The organism is Ruegeria sp. AB6 (assembly GCF_056542685.1).
This window is the reverse complement of record NZ_JBQGAD010000001.1, coordinates 69,704-86,998: the sequence shown is the minus strand read 5'-3', so window position 1 is coordinate 86,998 and position 17,295 is coordinate 69,704. Positions and strand designations below refer to the sequence as shown.

The window sequence follows — 17,295 nt, the reverse complement described above, 5'->3', positions numbered from 1 at the left end:
GTTGGGCCATGACGGGGCACGTAGCGAAGAGGGGCATTTCAGCTTTACGGAATGATCCGCGTGTATTTTGTGCCTTCGACGGTCGCCCCGATTTGCAGACCTGCCTGACCAAACACAGCCGCCAGAACAGGCGAGCGCAGTGTCGTCGTGTCTGTCGAAAGGCTGTCGCCCTGATCGCTGACCACGTAGCCGATGTCGGCTCCGGCGGTCCAACCGCTGGCGCGGCGGAAGTCGTTCAGCGCATCTTGTGTCATGAAGAACAGAACATGCGCATACTGCTGGGCGCCGATCTGTAAGCCGGCGGTGCCTTTGACGGCTGAGTAGTAGTCTACTGTTGCCCCGTTGATGCGCAGCGCGCCACGCCCAAAACCGCCGCCGAAGACAAAACCTGCTTCGGTGATCAGTGGCATGACTAGCATACCATTGGCCTTGTTGGCGATCTCAACAGTGTTGGGATAGCTCGCATACATTTCGGTCAACGTCGCATCGACGCGAGCGTCGATCGTTGCCGCATTGGAATTGCCGACGCCATTGCCACAGGCGGCGGTCACGGTCAGACCGGCCATGCCAAGCGCAAAGCCACGACGGTTCAGTCGGGGAAGGTTGGAACTGCTCATATGTTTTCTCTGTATAACTGCCTGATTTGCCGGGTGATCCCGATCTTATGTGCAAGACTACGCCGATTGCGGCGTCCTGTCACGGGAAAGCTGCCGCCGCACTCATCACAATCGGCGAAAAACCGCGTCACACTGGAATTTTATCCTTGCAAGAGGCGTGCGACCGTGGGCGCGAAATAGGTCAGGATGCCGTCACAGCCCGCCCGCTTGAAGGCCAGCAGGCTTTCCAGCATCACCTTTTCTCCGTCGATCCAACCGTTTTGCGCCGCCGCTTGAACCATCGCGTATTCGCCTGACACCTGATAGGCATAAGTGGGCGCGCCAAAGGCGTCCTTCACACGGCGACAGATATCCAGATAGGGCATCCCGGGTTTGATCATCACCATGTCTGCGCCCTCGGTCAGATCGCGCTCGATCAATCGCAAAGCCTCGTTCGAGTTGGCGGGATCCATTTGATAAGTTTTCTTGTCTCCGGTCAGCGCACCCGATGCGCCCACGGCATCGCGGAACGGCCCGTAAAAAGCGCTGGCATATTTCGCGGCATAGCTGAGGATCATCACGTTGTGATGCCCGGCGTTTTCCAAAGCACGGCGCATTTCCCCGATGCGTCCGTCCATCATGTCCGATGGTCCGATGATATCAGCCCCGGCCTCGGCCTGCGCCAGCGTCATTTTGACCAGTGCCTCGACGGTCTGATCGTTCACAATCTCGCCATCCACGACGTATCCGTCGTGACCATTGATGTTGTAAGGGTCCAGCGCGACGTCCGTCATAACCGCGATATCGGGGGCGGCGGACTTGATGGCCCGGATCGCCCGGTTTGACAGATTGTCGGGGTTCCACGCCTCGGCGCAATCTTCGGTTTTCAAGCTTGGGTCGGTATAGGGAAAGATGCAAATCGCCGGAATCCCCAATGCTTGAGCCTCAACAGCGGCTTTTGCGATTATATCGACCGAGCGGCGGACGACACCGGGCATCGAAGGCACGGGTTCTTCCACGCCTTCTCCATCGCGCACAAACACCGGCCAGATCAGGTCATCTGTGGTCAGAACGTTCTCGCGCACCAGTCCGCGGATGGCTTCGGACTGGCGGGCCCGGCGAAAGCGCGTCAGGGGATAAGGGGCGATGGTCGGTTTCATGTCGCGCTCTCCTTGAATATTCGTGCATTGGGTGGCATGAATTCGGCGTAGTCTCAAGGGTAACGATCGACGCGGGTCCCTCAGGACAGTGAATTAAAGGGCTGACGCGTGGACTTATTTTCTTCGATTTTCGAAATCATCGATATGCGCAGCTTTTCGAACCTGTGGTATTGGATCGGGCTGGCCGTTTTGTGGTCGACCGCCAGCCATTGGTCGATGGGTGTGCCGTTTGATCTGGTTCAGCGCGCCCGCCGGATCGGAGGGCAAAGCGAGCAGGATCTGCTGGACATCGTCCGGATCAACCGCAATCGGCTGCTTTATATTGTCGAGGTGTCGGGACTTGCGCTGCTGGGGCTAAGTTGTTTTTTCTTCACCGGGCTGGCCATGCTGGGCTTTGTCTATGGCGTGGAATTTGCGCAGGCGGTGTTTTTACTGATGTTTCCACTGGTGTTGGTAACGCTCATCAATATCTCGGCCGCGCGCAAGTTGAGCCGGGTTGAACCTGAATTGGCCTTTGTGGCGAAAACCCTCACGCGGTGCAGGATCTATACGCAGATCGTGGGGATGATTTCGATCTTGATTACCTCGCTTTGGGGTATGTATCAGAACTTTTCCATCGGCGTTCTGGGATAGAGAATTCGGAAAGGTTAGGCGATGAAGGCTCCGAACCATGTCACGGTTGGCGGCGCCCCCGAAGGGTTTGACGCACAGCTTGTCCTGAACGAGATCGCCCGGTCCGGCGGGCCGGTGTGTCATGTGGCGCGCGACGACAAACGGCTTGAGGCGATGCGAGCAGCCCTTGCCTTTTTTGCGCCGGATATGCCGGTCTTTGTGTTTCCCGGCTGGGATTGTCTGCCCTATGACCGGGTCTCGCCCAACGCAGATATCGCCGCCGCGCGCGTGGCGACGCTGGCGGCGTTAGTGCACCAGATGCCAGATCAGTTCGTGCTGCTGACCTCGTTGAACGCGGCCACCCAGCGGGTGCCCGCCCGAGAGGTTCTACGCGAGGCGGCCTTTACCGCTCGTGTGGACCACCGCGTGGATGAGGCCGCGCTGCGCAATTTCCTTGTGCGCATGGGCTTCACCCAAAGCCCCACGGTGATGGAACCCGGCGACTATGCCATTCGCGGGGGCATCATCGACATCTTCCCTCCGGGCGAATCCGGCCCCGTGCGTCTGGACCTATTCGGAGATGTTCTGGACGGCGCACGCCGGTTCGATCCTGTCTCGCAGCGCACTACCGAAAAGCTGAAGGTGGTGGAGCTGGCCCCGGTGTCCGAGGTCATTCTGGACGATGCCGCCATCACGCGCTTCCGCCAGAACTATCGTATCGAGTTCGGCGCGGCGGGCACTGATGACCCTCTGTACGAGGCGGTCAGCGCAGGGCGCAAACATCAGGGCATTGAACACTGGCTGCCCTTCTTTCACGAAAAGCTGGAAACGCTGTTCGATTACCTTCCCGACGCAACGATCACCGTAGATGATCAGGTCACACCCGCGCGTCTGGCGCGGTGGGATACGATTGCTGATCAGTATGAGACCCGACGTTTGGCGCTGGAAAACCGGTCCCGAATGGATACGATTTATAAGCCGACCCCGCCTGGATTGCTCTATCTGGATGATGCCGCATGGGAGCAAGCGGTCGGTGATCGTCGGGTGCTGCAATTCAGCCCGCTGCCACAGGCCAGTGGGCCGGGTGTGATCGACGCGGGCGGGCGGATCGGGCGTAACTTTGCGCCTGAGCGGCAGCAGGAAAGCATCAGCCTGTTTGGCGCTCTGGCCGCGCACATCACCGACAAGATGGCCCAAGGCCCGGTGCTGATCGCCTCCTATTCCGAAGGCGCGCGCGAACGTCTGACCGGGTTGATCGAAGACGAAGGTTTGGCCGAGGCGATCCCTGTCTCCGATGGCACCCGTGTCGGCAAACGCGGTCTGCATCTGGCCGTCTGGGCGCTGGAGCATGGGTTTGAAACCCCCGATTTGACCGTCATCGCTGAACAGGACGTGCTGGGCGACCGCCTGATCCGCCAGCCAAAGAAGCGCCGCAAGGCCGAAAATTTCTTGACTGAGACTCAATCCCTGACCCCAGGTGATCTCGTGGTGCATGTGGATCACGGCATCGGCCGCTATCAGGGGATGGAGGTCGTCACCGCCGCCGGTGCCGCCCATGAATGTCTGCTGCTGGAATATGCCGAAGCCGCGAAACTGTACCTGCCGGTCGAAAACATCGAACTACTGTCGAAATACGGCCATGACGAAGGTCTGCTGGATCGTCTGGGCGGCGGCGCATGGCAGGCCAAAAAGGCCAAGCTGAAAGAGCGCATCCGCGAGATGGCGGACAAGCTGATCCGTATCGCAGCCGAACGCGCATTGCGAAAGGCTCCTGTGATGGATCCGCCGCCTCACGCATGGGAAGAGTTCAGCGCTCGTTTTCCCTATCAAGAGACGGAGGACCAATTGCGCGCGATTTCCGAGGTGATGGAAGACATGCATTCCGGCGCGCCGATGGATCGCCTGATCTGTGGCGATGTGGGTTTCGGCAAGACCGAGGTCGCAATGCGCGCCGCCTTTGTCGCCGCCATGTCAGGCGTTCAGGTCGCGGTGATCGCGCCGACAACGCTGCTGGCCCGTCAGCACGCCGCCTCGTTCAAAGAGCGCTTTCGGGGTTTCCCGCTTGAAGTGCGGCAACTCTCTCGTTTCGTTTCAGCGAAAGAAGCGCAGCAAACCCGCGACGGGCTGGCACGCGGCACCGTGGATATCGTGATCGGTACTCACGCATTGCTGGCCAAAGGTATTCGGTTCAACAATCTGGGCCTGCTGATCATTGACGAAGAGCAACATTTCGGCGTCGGCCACAAAGAGCGCTTGAAACAGCTGCGCAGCGACATCCACGTCCTGACCCTGACCGCCACGCCGATCCCGCGGACATTGCAACTTTCCCTCACAGGCGTGCGCGACCTGTCGATCATAGGTACACCGCCCATCGACCGCCTGGCCATCCGCACCTATGTCAGTGAGTTCGACGCGGTCACCATCCGCGAGGCCTTGCTGAGAGAACACTATCGCGGTGGGCAGAGTTTCTACGTGGTTCCGCGTATCTCGGACTTGCCTGAGATCGAAGAGTTCCTAAAGGAACAACTGCCGGAACTGACCTATGTGGTCGCCCACGGTCAGATGGCGGCAGGTGAGCTTGATGATCGGATGAACGCCTTTTACGATGGCAAATACGATGTGTTGCTGGCTACGACGATTGTGGAAAGCGGGCTTGATATTCCTACCGCGAACACGATGGTCGTACACCGCGCCGATATGTTCGGCCTGGCGCAGCTCTACCAAATCCGAGGCCGGGTGGGACGCTCAAAAACCCGCGCCTACGCCTACCTGACCACCAAGCCTCGTGCCCGCCTGACAGCCACAGCCGAGAAACGTCTGCGGGTTCTGGGCTCGTTGGACACGCTGGGCGCCGGGTTCACGCTGGCCTCTCAGGACTTGGACATTCGCGGTGCGGGCAATCTGCTGGGCGAAGAACAATCCGGCCAGATGCGCGACGTGGGCTACGAGCTTTATCAGTCGATGCTGGAAGAGGCGATTGCCAAGATCAAAGCGGGCGAGATGGAAGGGCTGTCGGATGCCGATGATCAATGGGCGCCGCAGATCAATCTGGGTGTCCCGGTTCTGATCCCCGACGACTACGTACCCGATCTAGACGTGCGTCTGGGCCTTTATCGCCGTTTGTCCTCGCTGTCGACCAAGGTCGAGTTGGAAGGCTTCGCCGCCGAACTGATCGACCGGTTCGGCAAATTGCCGAAAGAGGTAAACACCTTGATGCTGGTCGTTCGCATCAAAGCCATGTGCAAACGCGCAGGTATCGCCAAGCTGGATGGGGGCCCAAAGGGTGCTACCATTCAGTTCCACAACGACAAATTCGCGTCTCCGCAAGGGCTGGTCGAATTCATCCAAAACCAACGTGGCATGGCTAAGGTCAAAGACAACAAGATTGTGGTGCGGCGGGACTGGAAGAATGACGGTGACAAGATCAAGGGGGCGTTTGCGATTGCCCGTGATCTGGCCGAGAAAGTCATCGCCCAGAAAAAGAAGTCCAAAACCAGTTGAAACCGGTGGAAGGGGGCGCTGCCCCCGGCGCGCGTGTCGCGCGACTCCCCCGGGATATTTAAGGCCAGATGAACGGGGGATCCCAGCTTCATCTGGCTAAAAATATCCCCGCCGGAGGCATCGCGCTTTAGCGCGATTTAGCTTTGCATCGCGGCTTGGGCGCAGAAACACGAAGCTGCGACCGCCCGGTCGGCCCGAGCTAGAGCGAGGTCTAGCCGTTGTTTGATCTGTTGGATTTCGAGCGTTTCATTCCGCGCCTTGAGGCAATCATGCAGGCCCTTGAGGCTCCAGACATTGTCCGGGTGGATCGAGGCGCGGCTGAGCGTTCCGCCCAGACCCAGATCTTCCCGATATACGGCTTCGGCCTGGGTCACGTGACCTTGTTCGAACAAAAGCGCCCCAAGCGCGTGGCGGGTGGGCTGCATCCAGCCCCATGGCTCGTCGTAGGGCAGCGTGTCATCCAAATCGACCGAGCGGCGAAGGTGCGTGTATGCCGCTTCATAGTTTTCTTTGCGGTATTCGATCTCACCCCGCAGCATTTCACTGGCGATTTCCAGCAGGTCGATGACTCGGTTGTTGTGTAGGCGGCGGGCCTCGGGCACGCGGGCTTTGGCGGCGTGGAACAGGGATTCTTCCGCTTCGGCTTCGGCAACCTCTCCGGTCGCAGCATGGGCGAGTGCGCGGGCATAGTGGGTTGTGGCCGTGAGCGTTCGGTAGAGGTCGGGGTCATCCGGCAGGTCTAGCGTTTTGGCCTCGGCCCAACGACCAAAGCGGATCAGGATGTGAGGTTTCATGGACAGATAGGCTTCGAAGAAATCAGCCATCGGCGGGCTTTCGATACGCAGCATCTCTTCCGGGGTTGTGTCCCACATTGCCTGATTTGCGGCCAGAGCCGGTGCCATCTGACCCAAAAAGAGCGCGCCATATATTGCGAAGTGGTAATTGTGCAGCCGATAGCCGGTATAGATCGTAAAGGCGCCTTCGCGCTCGTAATACTTCACGTCCGCGACCGAGGCCTGCTGGTTCCATTGAACGACATCGTGGTAGTGGCCGCACAGGACGTCGATATGGGTGGGCATGTGAACCAGGTGCCCGGCCTCGGGAACCAGTCTGCGCAGCACGTCGCCTGCCTTGAGCGCTTTTTCCGGGGTTGGCGACATCTCCATCAGGTGCACGTAAAGGTGTAGCAAGCCGGGATGAGACATGGCAGCAGGATCGTCGGTCATGGCGTCTTCCAGCGCGGTTTGCGCCTCAAACGTTGCGGCACCTTCGGCAGGTTGGCCTGTCTTCAGGTCCCACATTTGCCAGGGGGTGAGGTTCAATAGCGCCTCGACATAAACCGTGCGCAGGTCCAGATTGCCGGGCTGCGCGGCAAAGGCGTCACGCATGGCTTCGGCAAAGTCATGGTCCCAGCTGTGCATGTCGGGGATTGGTTCGCGCTGCGGATAGCGTGCGGGTAGGGCGTTGATCAGCGCTTGTTCGACCGGGTTGCAGATTGAGGCCAGAGCCAGTGCCTGCTGCGCTGCGTCATAGGCTTGCTCGAGCGACTTTTTCTTCCCGCGGTCATCTCGCAAATCCCAGGGAAGGTTATAGTTAGGACCCGCCGCATAAGCGATACCCCAAAAGGCCATGGCACAGTCCGGGTCGGCCTCGGCAGCGCGCTGGAAACAGGCGACGGCCTCGTCATGGTTATAACCGTAGGTCCAGTTCAGCCCCCGATCGAACCAAAGCTGCGCGTCGTGTGAAGTCGTAGTGATCGGGCAGGAATATGGGCCCAGATCGTAATAGTCGCTCATTTCAGTCTCCCCTCGGGTCGAGCGGAGGTTAGCGCGTTTCAATCAAGCTGCACAGGTCAGACGAGTAGTCTGTTTTCGATCCGGCCCATATGCAGCATCAGGCCGAAACCCAATGTGCTCATGGTCAGTATACCCGCGCCCAGAGGCAGGATCGAACCGTCAAAGAGCAGACCGATTGGGCCAGCGATCAGCGCGGCCAGAACGGTTGAAACCGAACCGATCACCGAAGCCGCCATGCCCGCGATATGGCCCATCGGTTCCATCGCGATGGCGTTGAGGTTGCCCATGGTCATTCCGGCCATGAAGAACACCGCTGTCTGCCAACTGACGAATAGCGCAAAGGACAGGTTGGCCGACAGGTCGAACGAATTCAGCAGCAGCACGGATGAGGTGAACAGGATCTGACCGCCCAGCCCCCAAGTCACCAACCGTCGCATGCCCAGACGCACAACAAGGGTCGCATTCAGCAAACTGGCCGAGCCCGACATCAGTGCCACAAAGCCGAACCAGAAGGGAAAGCTGTGGGCGCTGTTGTGGATCTCGTCATAGACCTGCTGGACCATGGTCAACATGGTAAACAGCATGCCAAGGCACAGGGTCTGCACCATGATTGACAGGCGCACCGTGGGGTGGCTGAACATCTCGCGGGCGGCATCCAGCATTAGCGGCAAGCGCAAGAGACGGCGGTTTTCGGGTGTCAGCGACTCGGGCAGACGCAGGCCCATCCATACGATGGTGATCAGCGAAAACAGCATGAAGGAGACAAAGACCGCGCGCCAACCGGCCAGGGCGATCACGCCGGCGCCCATCATGGGCGCAATGGCCGGGACCAACGTGAAAATCATCATGGCGATGGAGACGATCCGCGCCATCTCGCGCCCAGAATAGAGATCGCGGATAATGGCCATGGCGACCACACGCGGCGCGGCGCTGCCGACACCTTGCAGAACGCGGGCCAGCAGCAGCATTTCCAGCGAAGAACTTGCCCATGCGGCGGCAGCGGCAAGGATATAAAGGGCCGAGCCTACATAGATTACAGGTTTGCGCCCGAAAGCGTCCGACAACGGGCCGGTGAAGAAGGTGCCGATACCCATACCCAGCACGAAGGATGTCAGGATCAGTTGCGCCTTGTTGGTGTCATCGGGGCTAAGCTGTGCGCCGATATCGGGCAGCGCAGGCAATATCGAATCGATGGAAAACGCAATTGTTGCAAACATCATTGCAACAAGTGCGACGAACTCTCCGCGAGACATGCGACTGGCCATGGTGCCCTCCTGACCCGTTCGCGCTATCACGCGCGGTCAGGGGGCGCCAGTCATGCCAATGCACACAGACCTGTGCTAATTTGCAGGGGAGGCCTCAAGTTGAGACATGATGTCCGCGATCACGCGCTCCCACATCTCGGGCGGCTGCGCACCGGGAACGGCGTGCTGGTTGGCCACGATGAAGGTCGGGACCGAGTTCACGCCCATTTGGCGCGAGTGGCTGTCGCGGTTGCTGATATCCGAACGGTCTGCGTCTGACTTCAACAGTTTCAACACTACGGCGGCGTCCATGCCGATGCTGTCTGCAATATCGCCAAGAACCTCATGGTCTCCGATATCGCGCGCCTGGACGAAATAGGCGTCGAACAGGGCGTCCACGGCCTCGGTTTGCTTGCCCTCGATCCCGGCCCAATGGATCAGGCGGTGCGCGTCCAGCGTATTTGGGGTGCGCTTCATGCCTTCGAAGTCGATCTTCAGCCCGGCATTCTCGGCATGTTCGACCACCGGCGCATAGGCCCGCACGGCGCCTTCTTTGCCGCCGAATTTACGCTCCAGATATTCACGACGATCCATGCCGTTATCAGGCATGTCGGGGTTCAGCTGAAACGGGTGCCATTCGATGACGAAGGGGTGGTCGGGGATCGCGGCCAGCGCTTTGTCCAGATGGGTCTTGCCGATATAGCACCACGGGCAAATCGGGTCGGACATGATATCAAGCTTGACGGTCTGGGTCATTGTTGGCTCGCCTTGAAGTAGGCCGGAAGCGCCCGGCGCAGGAGTTTGCCGTTCCCACCGGTCGGCAGTTCGGGCAGATAGATAAAGGCGCGCGGTTGCTTGTAGCGCGCCAGATTTGTTTCCACATAGGTGCGCAGGTCCGCCTCGTCCAGTTCTTCCGGTCCGGTATAGAAAGCGGCGATCAGAAAAATATCCTGTTTGACCTCGACTGCGGCTGCTCCGACCTGCGTGATGCCGGGGTGTTGGGCCAGTACCGCTTCGACCTCGATCGGAGAGACGCGATAGCCGCCCGCGTTCATCATGTCATCGTCTCGCCCCAGATAAGTGATCTGGCCGTCAACGGCCATCGCACCCTGATCTCCGGTTAAAAACCAGTCGCCCTGCATTCGCGCCTGCGCCTCGTCCGGGGCGTTCAGATAGGTCAGCATCAGGCCGGGGTCCGAACGGTGGATGGCGATGGTGCCTGCCTGACCTTGCGGTGCAGGGCCGTCGGGTCCCAGAATCGCCACGCGACGACCGGGTTGCGGTTGTCCCAATGCCTCGCCCCGTGCTGGATGGTTAGGGCTGGAGGAGATGAAGGTTGAACACTCGGACATGCCGTAAGCTTCGAACAGCTCGGTTCCCGTGGCGCGCATCCAGGCACGGTGTAGCGTAGGCGACAGCTTTTCCCCGGCGCACAATCCATGGCGCAGATCGGGCAGGTGCAGGTCATCGGAGGATGATACGATCTTGCGGAACACCCCTGGAGCGGCGGCAAAGATCGTGGCTTGGTGATCGCGCAACAAGCCGGGCAGGGCGGTCAGATCGATGCCCGGTTCGGGGATCAGCGCCGTAGCACCGATTGTCCAGGGATCCATCAACCCGGTGCCCAGCGTATAGGTCCAGTTGAAGGCGCCCGCGTGGCACAACCGGTCATCTTCGCGCAACCCGTACCAGCCATCGACCATCATCTGCCGTGCCCAGATGGCCCTATGCGCATGGGCGACAGCGCGCGGTTTGCCCGAAGTGCCCGAGGTGTAGACGACATAAGCCAAACGCTCAGGGTCGCCCATCTGGACCGTGGCGGGTGCGAGGTCCCGCATCTTGGTCAGGTCGGCCAAGGAAACTTGAACCGGATGAGGAGCACAAGCCACCGATGGGTCACGCAGCACAGCCGCTGGTTTCAGATCCTGAATGATTTTCGCCGTTTCAGGTTCGGTCAGTTGAGACGAGGTTGGAACGGGGACAATCCCCACCGCAATTGCGCCCAGATACGCAATCGGGAAATCAACCGTGTTTCCCAACCGCATCAATGCAATATCGCCCGGGACTAGACCCGCCTGCAGCAAGCCGGCGCCCGTGCCCAGTATGGCGCGTTTCAGCGCGGCATAAGTCCAATGTTGCGCGCCCTGCGCACCCAGCACTGACAAAGCGGTCTTTTCCGCAAAATCATCCGCGTGACGCAACACATGTGCCGCCAGATTGAACGGCGCAGGGCAAGCTGGTGGCGGGCCTTGATCGAAGACAGACAACATGGACCTTGGCTAACGTGACGTCTGACGCGTTGCAAGCAGGACGGGCTGGCCCTATAGAAAAACGCATGAGCACCCAAGAGCAGACATCGCTGATCCGCATCGCGCGGGAATCCGGAGACCATACCGAGCTTGAGCCGTTGGATCTGGGCGCCCGTGTCCGCGAATTGCGCAAAGCGCGCAACTGGACGCTGGAACAGGCGGCCACGCAGGCAGGACTGGCGCGTTCGACGCTTAGCAAGATCGAAAACGGTCAGATGTCGCCCACCTATGACGCGCTGAAGAAGTTGGCGGTTGGGCTTGAGATCTCGGTGCCGCAGTTGTTCACGCCCCCGCAACGCGAGCAGGTGATCGGGCGGATGTCCGTCACCCGGATGGGTCAGGGTGCGGCACATGCGACCGCGACTTACGAACATGAGTTGCTGGCGGAAACACTGACCAAGAAACAGATGCTGCCCTACCGTGCGCGCGTACGGGCCCGCTCGATGGACGAGTTCGAGGGCTGGGTACGCCATGATGGTGAAGAGTTTCTGTATGTCCTGACCGGCGTCGTGCGGCTGTATACGGAATTCTATGAACCGGTTGAGATGCGTCGCGGTGATAGCGCCTATTACGACGGCAGCATGGGCCACAACGTCGTGTCTGTCAGCGATGAGGATGCAACGATCCTGTGGGTAACGTCACTTACGTAACGTGCTGCTGAATTCGCGGTTCAGACCTTCTGTGAACAGAAAATCCTCTAGCTCTTCATGGGCTTCGTTTACGGTCAGTTGGTGCCGCTCGGCCAGATAGGCTTCGAACCCTTTGCGATCCTTGCCCAGCTTTGGCTTATCCTGATCGCGCAGGTTCGGAAACCGCCGTTTGGCGCGTGCGTACATCGCATCCCAGTCTTGCGTCAGGTCAGTCCAGTTCAGCATGTGCAAGCTTTCCGGTTTCCAGGTTTCAAGGCTGCCCGGCCTGTATTCAGGTTACGAAGCCCCTGCGCGACCCCGTGCATGACAAAATGTCGCACCTTGCGCTTGCGTATTTTCGGAATGGAAATGCCCGTTGCAGCCGCACCGCAACGGGCTGTCGGACCTAAGGTTGGAGTGAGTGGAGGCAGGTCCGTTTCTCAGACGCGCTGCGGGGTACGAAATTGGCTAAAGTTCAAGAATAAAAGCAAAAATCTTATCACACAGAGCGAAGTATAGGCCGAAGGCTAGCGGCAAAGATGTATTCGGTAAAGCTCTTTTTGAGACTGCGCCGATTTTGGACGAAAATTCGCGGACCCGCAGATTTTGTGGTAGTGAAAACAGTGACTACTCTATGTCGTCAGAAAACCGAATGTGCCAATTTTCGCCGACAGGCTGCGACGGGCGAGATCAGGCCTTGGCTCGGAGGGCGGAATGGGGCGCGAAAGCGCCCCATTTGGGCTATTCTTCGAACCACCAGACCTGCGGCATGTATTCCGGCCCGTCCCCGTAAATCGGCAGAGTGTCGGGGAATTTTAGCTCTTTCGCGTGGGCGATGCGGCCAACGTCGAAATTCCAGATCGGGATGACATAGCGCCCGGCGGTCAGAACCCGGTCCAAAGCGCGGGTGGCGGCCACGAAATCCTCGCGGCTTTCCGAGGCAAGCATGGCGTCGATCATCCCATCTACCGCAGGCGAGGCAACGCCCATCAGGTTACGCGTCCCCGGCGTGTCGGCGTTCTCGCTGCCCCAATAGAGCCGCTGTTCGTTGCCCGGAGACAGTGATAGTGCCCGGCGGAAGAAGGTCATGTCGAAGTCTAGCTCGGAAGTGCGACCCGTATATTGGGCGCTGTCGACCATCTCGGTCGTGACCTGAATACCCAGACGCTCCAGCGCGCGACTGTAAATCTCGATCGCAGTTTCGCTTTCGGTGTCACCCTGTTGCAGAAGGACGGTGAGGGTAAAGGCATCGCCCGCTGCATTGCGCAGCACGCCGTCCTGAATGGTCCAACCAGCCTCGGCCAGCAGAGCGGTCGCTTTGCGGATATTGGACCGGTTACGCGCTGATCCGTCACTTTCGGGTAGGCTGTAACCCTCAAGCACGCCAGGCGGCAACGTGTCTGCAAAGGGTTGCAGCAATTCAGCGACTCGGCCCGACGCTTCGCCTGATTGCATGGCAAGATCCGAGCCCGAGAAATACGAGGTAATCCGGGGCTGTGCGCCGCCCGTGATCGTGTCGTTGATGAATTCGAAGTTGAAGGCAAGGGTCAACGCCTCGCGCACACGCCAGTCATCGAACGTGGCCTTGCGGGTATTCATGACAAAGCCCGTCATGCCCGAAGGTTTGCCATGCGGGATTTCAGTTTTGATCACGTCGCCGCGCTGGATCGAAGGGAAGGTGTACTGCGTGTCCCACTTGTCGGCGTTAAATTCGCGCACAGCGGTCAGAGCACCGGCTTTGAAGGCCTCAAACAGGACCGTGCCGTCGCCGTAGAATTCGATCCGCATCTCATCCAAGTTCATGGTTCCGCGTCGGAACGGGATGTCCGAGCCCCAATAGTCTGGGTTCCGGCGCAGGGTGACATAGCGGCCGGCCTCATAGTCGTCGATCACATAGGGGCCGGTGCCGACGGGGAAGTCATGCAGGGTGGCGTCAGCGAAATCCTTGCCGTCCCACTGTGCCTTTTGAAGGATCGGGCGCAGACCGGCGATGAGCGCCAGCTCTCGGTCGGGGTCGTTAAAGGTGATCCGAACCGAGCGCGGGCCGGTCTGTTCGATACTGTCGATCTTGCCCCACAATCCGCGATATCGCAGGTGGCCTTCGGTGCCCAAAATCTCGTACGACCAGATCACATCTTCGACAGTCACCGGGGTTCCGTCTGAAAATTGGGCGTTTTCGCGCAGGGTGAATTCGACCCAAGAACGGTCTGGTGCTGTTTCAACCGATTCGGCCAACAACCCGTATAGCGAGAATGGCTCGTCCCAGGATCGCCCCATGAGGCTTTCATGGGTCCAAAATCGCAATTGCCAGGGTGGGGTGCCTTTTTGCACAAACGGGTTCAAACTGTTATAGCCGCCGGTATTTCCAAAAACGACTTTGCCGCCTTTTGGCGCATCCGGATTTGCGTAAGGCAATGACACAAAATCCGGTGGTAGTGCGGGCGCGCCATACATAGCTATGCCATGAGCCGATTCTGCGTTAGCGATAGCACTGCTCAAAAGCAGGGTGATTCCCGTGATCACAGGGCGAATGGGGCGGAGAATATTGGGGCGCATTTTGGAAACAATCCTGCTCTGGCCTTATTTTGTTGGGATTCACCGTACCGATGATTTTTCTTATTTTCAAACTTTTAGCTTGGACGGAGGCGTGGAATTGCTTATAAAGGGTGCACTGCTCGATAGGTTTCTTGCCTGTATGAAACCTGCCTCAATAACTTAACGCCCGCTTCGTGCGGGCGTTTTTTTTGTGCAGATTTTTGGCACTGTTTCGTGCTTTTGTCATTCGCCGTTTTCTTTGCAGGTGCAGCATGGCACTGTGACGGAAATTCGGATTTCGAAGGAGAGTGGCCATGAGCCTTTCGGGCAAGACCGCAATTATCACAGGGTCAAATTCAGGTATTGGATTGGGTATCGCACGCGAGTTGGCGAAGGCCGGGGCGGATGTGGTGTTGAACTCGTTCACCGACCGCGACGAGGATCACGCGCTGGCCGCCGAGATCTCGGATCAGACGGGAACAAACGCGCGCTATGTCAAGGCCGATATGTCTAAAGGTGACGAGTGCCGGGCGCTGATCGAGACCGTGGGCGTATGCGATATTCTGGTCAACAATGCGGGTATTCAGCATGTGGCGCCGATCGATCAGTTCCCAGTCGACAAATGGGATGCGATCATTGCGATCAACATGAACTCGGCTTTTCACACTACGGCCGCCGCTTTGCCGATGATGCGCAAGGCCGGGTGGGGGCGTGTGGTCAACATCGCCTCGGCCCATGGTTTGACGGCGTCGCCCTACAAGGCGGCCTATATCGCAGCCAAGCACGGTGTAGTGGGTATGACCAAGTCCGTGGCGCTGGAAACGGCACAAGAGCCGATCACGTGCAATGCCATTTGTCCGGGCTACGTGTTGACCCCGCTGGTCGAGGCGCAGATTCCCAATACGATGAAGGAATATGACATGAGTCGCGATGACGTGATCAAGAACGTCATGCTGGAGCGGCAACCGTCGAAAGAGTTTGCCACGGTTGAGCAGTTGGGAGGCACAACGGTGTTTTTGTGCTCGGACGCTGCAGCGCAAATCACCGGCACGACGATTTCCGTGGATGGCGGTTGGACGGCGTTGTGAGGCTGCGTGGGGGCTCGGCCCCCACACCCCCGAGGTATTTTTGAACAGAAGAAGGGGTGAGCGTTGTGAAGAGGATCAATCTGGCCCTGCAGGGCGGTGGTGCACATGGGGCGTTTACCTGGGGTGTGCTGGATCGGATTTTGGACGAAGAGGATATCGAGGTCGCTGCGATCACTGGGACTTCGGCCGGGGCTTTGAATGGTGCAGCGTACAAGTCAGGTATGGTTCGGGATGGGCGCGATGGTGCGCGGGCCAACCTGAACGGGCTTTGGGCGCGTATGGGGGCCGTGGGCGACATGCGGTTGGCCAATTGGATGCAGGCCGTTGAGCCTGCTCAGGTCGCGCAGGCGATGGAGTATTCCCTGCCGTTTTCTGTGGGGGATACGTGGTCGCGGTTGGTGTCGCCTTATGCATACGGGCCGTTCTACAAGAACCCGTTGGAGTCGGTGATTGATCGCTTCAACTTTGATGAGGTCTGTGCGGATCTGGGACCAGCCCTGTTTGTGTGTGCGACCTGTGTGCGCAGTGGCAAGATCCGAGTGTTTACGGGGGACGAGATTTCGACCGATGCGATTTTGGCTTCGGCCTGTTTGCCGACCTTGTTTCAGGCGGTGGAGATTTTCGATCCAAAAACGGGGCGGACTGAGGCCTATTGGGACGGTGGGTATACCGGCAATCCGGCGCTTTACCCTCTGTTTGACAGAGGTTTACCCGATGATGTTGTGATCGTGAATATCAATCCTCTGGAGCGGGACGAGGTGCCGAAGACTCCGCAGCAAATCCAGAATCGGGTGAATGAGATCAGTTTCAACTCGTCCCTGTTTCGGGAGTTGCGAGCGATCAGTTTCGTACAGCGACTGTTGGCCGAGGGCAAGTTGCAGGCGGGTGAGATGAGCCGCGTGTTGGTGCATATGATCGCGGATGATGAGCTGATGAATGATCTTTCCGTGGCGACCAAGACGGTGCCTAACCCGGTCATCCTACATAAGCTGAAAGAGGCTGGGCGTCGGGCTGCTAGTCGGTTTCTGACCGATCACAAGGCGGATTTGGGCCAGCAAAGCACTGTCAACCTGCCGGAGATGTTCGGCTGATCACTCGGGCGGCTGGGTCGGGTCTTTTTCGTTCGGGTAGACCAGACCGGCTGAAATGACCAGTTTGGCGGCGTCCTCAATGGACATGTCCAGCAGGATCACGTCCTCTTCAGGGAAAAACAGCAAGAAACCGGAGGTCGGGTTCGGTGTTGTGGGCACGAAGACGCTGAGCAGTGCACCGCCGGTTTCGGCACGGTCGCTGACCTCGCCCCGTGCAGTGGTCGAGACGAAGCCGATGGCCCAGATGCCACGGCGGGGATATTGGATGAGACAGGCTTTTTCAAACGACCGTTCGGTTTGCGCGAAAACCGTTTCCGAGATCTGTTTGATCCCGGAATAGACCGACCGCACCACTGGCATCCGATTCACGACGCTTTCGCCGAAATGGATCAGCGACCGGCCCAGAATGCCTTTGGCGATCCAGCCGACGATCACCGTGAAGATCAGGAATATCACCACGCCGACGCCGCGCAGATTGATTCCTACATACTGTTCGGGGTGAAATTGCTGTGGCACAAGCGGCAGGACGGCGCTGTCGATCCAGCCAACCACAGACCAGATCAGCCAGACCGTTAGCCAGACTGGTGCAATAACAACGATGCCCGTCAGAAATGACGCGCGCAGCCGGGAAAACAGGCCCGGTCCGCGGTGAGGTTCTTCGTCAAAGGGCGTGTTCATTGCGGTCCTGAGTGATTTGCCGATTTAGTTAAGCAGTCCGGGGCCTTGGTACAATA

Annotated in this window: 14 protein-coding genes; 5 read left to right on the top strand and 9 right to left on the bottom strand. The window is 58.9% G+C overall.

The window, feature by feature from the left end:
* Positions 1-44: 44 nt before the first annotated feature.
* Together ACR0DB_RS00410 and hemB are read right to left on the bottom strand one after the other, a co-directional pair.
* Positions 45-617, bottom strand: a complete 573-nt coding sequence (locus ACR0DB_RS00410) for a lipid-binding SYLF domain-containing protein (protein ID WP_170774306.1) — start codon at positions 615-617, stop codon at positions 45-47.
* Positions 618-757: 140 nt separating this feature from the next.
* The gene (gene hemB / locus ACR0DB_RS00405) at positions 758-1,756 is read right to left on the bottom strand and encodes a porphobilinogen synthase (RefSeq protein ID WP_480548134.1); all 999 of its coding nucleotides are present in this window, start codon (positions 1,754-1,756) and stop codon (positions 758-760) included.
* A 108-nt stretch (positions 1,757-1,864) separates the two neighbouring features.
* On the opposite strand from hemB, the gene ACR0DB_RS00400 reads away from it, so the two are divergent.
* Positions 1,865-2,389 (top strand): component of SufBCD complex, encoded by a 525-nt coding sequence (locus ACR0DB_RS00400; RefSeq protein WP_170774303.1) that lies wholly within the window; start codon positions 1,865-1,867, stop codon positions 2,387-2,389.
* Between the two features lie 21 nt (positions 2,390-2,410).
* Positions 2,411-5,869, top strand: a complete 3,459-nt coding sequence (gene mfd / locus ACR0DB_RS00395) for a transcription-repair coupling factor (protein WP_480548132.1) — start codon at positions 2,411-2,413, stop codon at positions 5,867-5,869.
* A gap of 137 nt (positions 5,870-6,006) precedes the next feature.
* Here mfd and ACR0DB_RS00390 read toward each other — a convergent pair whose 3' ends face one another.
* From ACR0DB_RS00390 to ACR0DB_RS00375, 4 genes are all read right to left on the bottom strand, one after another.
* Entirely contained in the window at positions 6,007-7,665 is a 1,659-nt protein-coding gene (locus ACR0DB_RS00390) for a hypothetical protein (RefSeq protein ID WP_170782489.1), read from the bottom strand.
* A gap of 56 nt (positions 7,666-7,721) precedes the next feature.
* The gene (locus tag ACR0DB_RS00385; protein WP_480548130.1) at positions 7,722-8,930 is read right to left on the bottom strand and encodes a multidrug effflux MFS transporter; all 1,209 of its coding nucleotides are present in this window, start codon (positions 8,928-8,930) and stop codon (positions 7,722-7,724) included.
* Between the two features lie 75 nt (positions 8,931-9,005).
* Positions 9,006-9,665: a DsbA family oxidoreductase gene (locus ACR0DB_RS00380; protein WP_170774296.1), complete on the bottom strand. Its 660-nt coding sequence runs from the start codon at positions 9,663-9,665 to the stop codon at positions 9,006-9,008.
* Positions 9,662-11,179 (bottom strand): class I adenylate-forming enzyme family protein, encoded by a 1,518-nt coding sequence (locus ACR0DB_RS00375; protein WP_480548128.1) that lies wholly within the window; start codon positions 11,177-11,179, stop codon positions 9,662-9,664. Before ACR0DB_RS00375 ends, ACR0DB_RS00380 begins: the two co-directional genes overlap by 4 nt.
* A 65-nt stretch (positions 11,180-11,244) precedes the next feature.
* On the opposite strand from ACR0DB_RS00375, the gene ACR0DB_RS00370 reads away from it, so the two are divergent.
* On the top strand, positions 11,245-11,868 hold the full coding sequence (locus ACR0DB_RS00370; RefSeq protein WP_170774292.1) for a helix-turn-helix domain-containing protein: 624 nt from the start codon (positions 11,245-11,247) through the stop codon (positions 11,866-11,868).
* On the opposite strand, the gene ACR0DB_RS00365 is transcribed toward ACR0DB_RS00370, so the two are convergent.
* Together ACR0DB_RS00365 and ACR0DB_RS00360 are read right to left on the bottom strand one after the other, a co-directional pair.
* Positions 11,857-12,093, bottom strand: a complete 237-nt coding sequence (locus tag ACR0DB_RS00365) for a hypothetical protein (protein ID WP_170774290.1) — start codon at positions 12,091-12,093, stop codon at positions 11,857-11,859. The two genes, ACR0DB_RS00370 and ACR0DB_RS00365, sit on opposite strands and share 12 nt — an antisense overlap.
* A gap of 495 nt (positions 12,094-12,588) precedes the next feature.
* Positions 12,589-14,403 (bottom strand): extracellular solute-binding protein, encoded by a 1,815-nt coding sequence (locus tag ACR0DB_RS00360; protein ID WP_480548126.1) that lies wholly within the window; start codon positions 14,401-14,403, stop codon positions 12,589-12,591.
* Positions 14,404-14,696: 293 nt separating this feature from the next.
* Here ACR0DB_RS00360 and ACR0DB_RS00355 point away from each other — a divergent pair, with 293 nt between their 5' ends.
* Both ACR0DB_RS00355 and ACR0DB_RS00350 read left to right on the top strand, forming a co-directional pair.
* Entirely contained in the window at positions 14,697-15,470 is a 774-nt protein-coding gene (locus tag ACR0DB_RS00355; protein WP_170782485.1) for a 3-hydroxybutyrate dehydrogenase, read from the top strand.
* A gap of 65 nt (positions 15,471-15,535) precedes the next feature.
* Positions 15,536-16,561, top strand: a complete 1,026-nt coding sequence (locus ACR0DB_RS00350) for a patatin-like phospholipase family protein (RefSeq protein WP_480549070.1) — start codon at positions 15,536-15,538, stop codon at positions 16,559-16,561.
* Here ACR0DB_RS00350 and ACR0DB_RS00345 read toward each other — a convergent pair whose 3' ends face one another.
* Positions 16,562-17,239 carry a DUF502 domain-containing protein gene (locus tag ACR0DB_RS00345; protein WP_170774285.1) on the bottom strand — a complete coding sequence of 226 codons (678 nt, stop codon included), beginning with the start codon at positions 17,237-17,239 and terminating at the stop codon, positions 16,562-16,564.
* Positions 17,240-17,295: the final 56 nt, after the last annotated feature.

What these genes read in the sequence shown, in the direction of transcription:
- ACR0DB_RS00410 (WP_170774306.1), bottom strand. Translation starts at nt 617, where the DNA reads ATGAGCAGTTCCAACCTTCCCCGACTGAACCGTCGTGGCTTTGCGCTT.
- hemB (WP_480548134.1), bottom strand. Translation starts at nt 1,756, where the DNA reads ATGAAACCGACCATCGCCCCTTATCCCCTGACGCGCTTTCGCCGGGCC.
- mfd (WP_480548132.1), top strand. Translation starts at nt 2,411, where the DNA reads ATGAAGGCTCCGAACCATGTCACGGTTGGCGGCGCCCCCGAAGGGTTT.
- ACR0DB_RS00390 (WP_170782489.1), bottom strand. Translation starts at nt 7,665, where the DNA reads ATGAGCGACTATTACGATCTGGGCCCATATTCCTGCCCGATCACTACG.
- ACR0DB_RS00385 (WP_480548130.1), bottom strand. Translation starts at nt 8,930, where the DNA reads ATGGCCAGTCGCATGTCTCGCGGAGAGTTCGTCGCACTTGTTGCAATG.
- ACR0DB_RS00380 (WP_170774296.1), bottom strand. Translation starts at nt 9,665, where the DNA reads ATGACCCAGACCGTCAAGCTTGATATCATGTCCGACCCGATTTGCCCG.
- ACR0DB_RS00375 (WP_480548128.1), bottom strand. Translation starts at nt 11,179, where the DNA reads ATGTTGTCTGTCTTCGATCAAGGCCCGCCACCAGCTTGCCCTGCGCCG.
- ACR0DB_RS00370 (WP_170774292.1), top strand. Translation starts at nt 11,245, where the DNA reads ATGAGCACCCAAGAGCAGACATCGCTGATCCGCATCGCGCGGGAATCC.
- ACR0DB_RS00365 (WP_170774290.1), bottom strand. Translation starts at nt 12,093, where the DNA reads ATGCTGAACTGGACTGACCTGACGCAAGACTGGGATGCGATGTACGCA.
- ACR0DB_RS00360 (WP_480548126.1), bottom strand. Translation starts at nt 14,403, where the DNA reads ATGCGCCCCAATATTCTCCGCCCCATTCGCCCTGTGATCACGGGAATC.
- ACR0DB_RS00355 (WP_170782485.1), top strand. Translation starts at nt 14,697, where the DNA reads ATGAGCCTTTCGGGCAAGACCGCAATTATCACAGGGTCAAATTCAGGT.
- ACR0DB_RS00345 (WP_170774285.1), bottom strand. Translation starts at nt 17,239, where the DNA reads ATGAACACGCCCTTTGACGAAGAACCTCACCGCGGACCGGGCCTGTTT.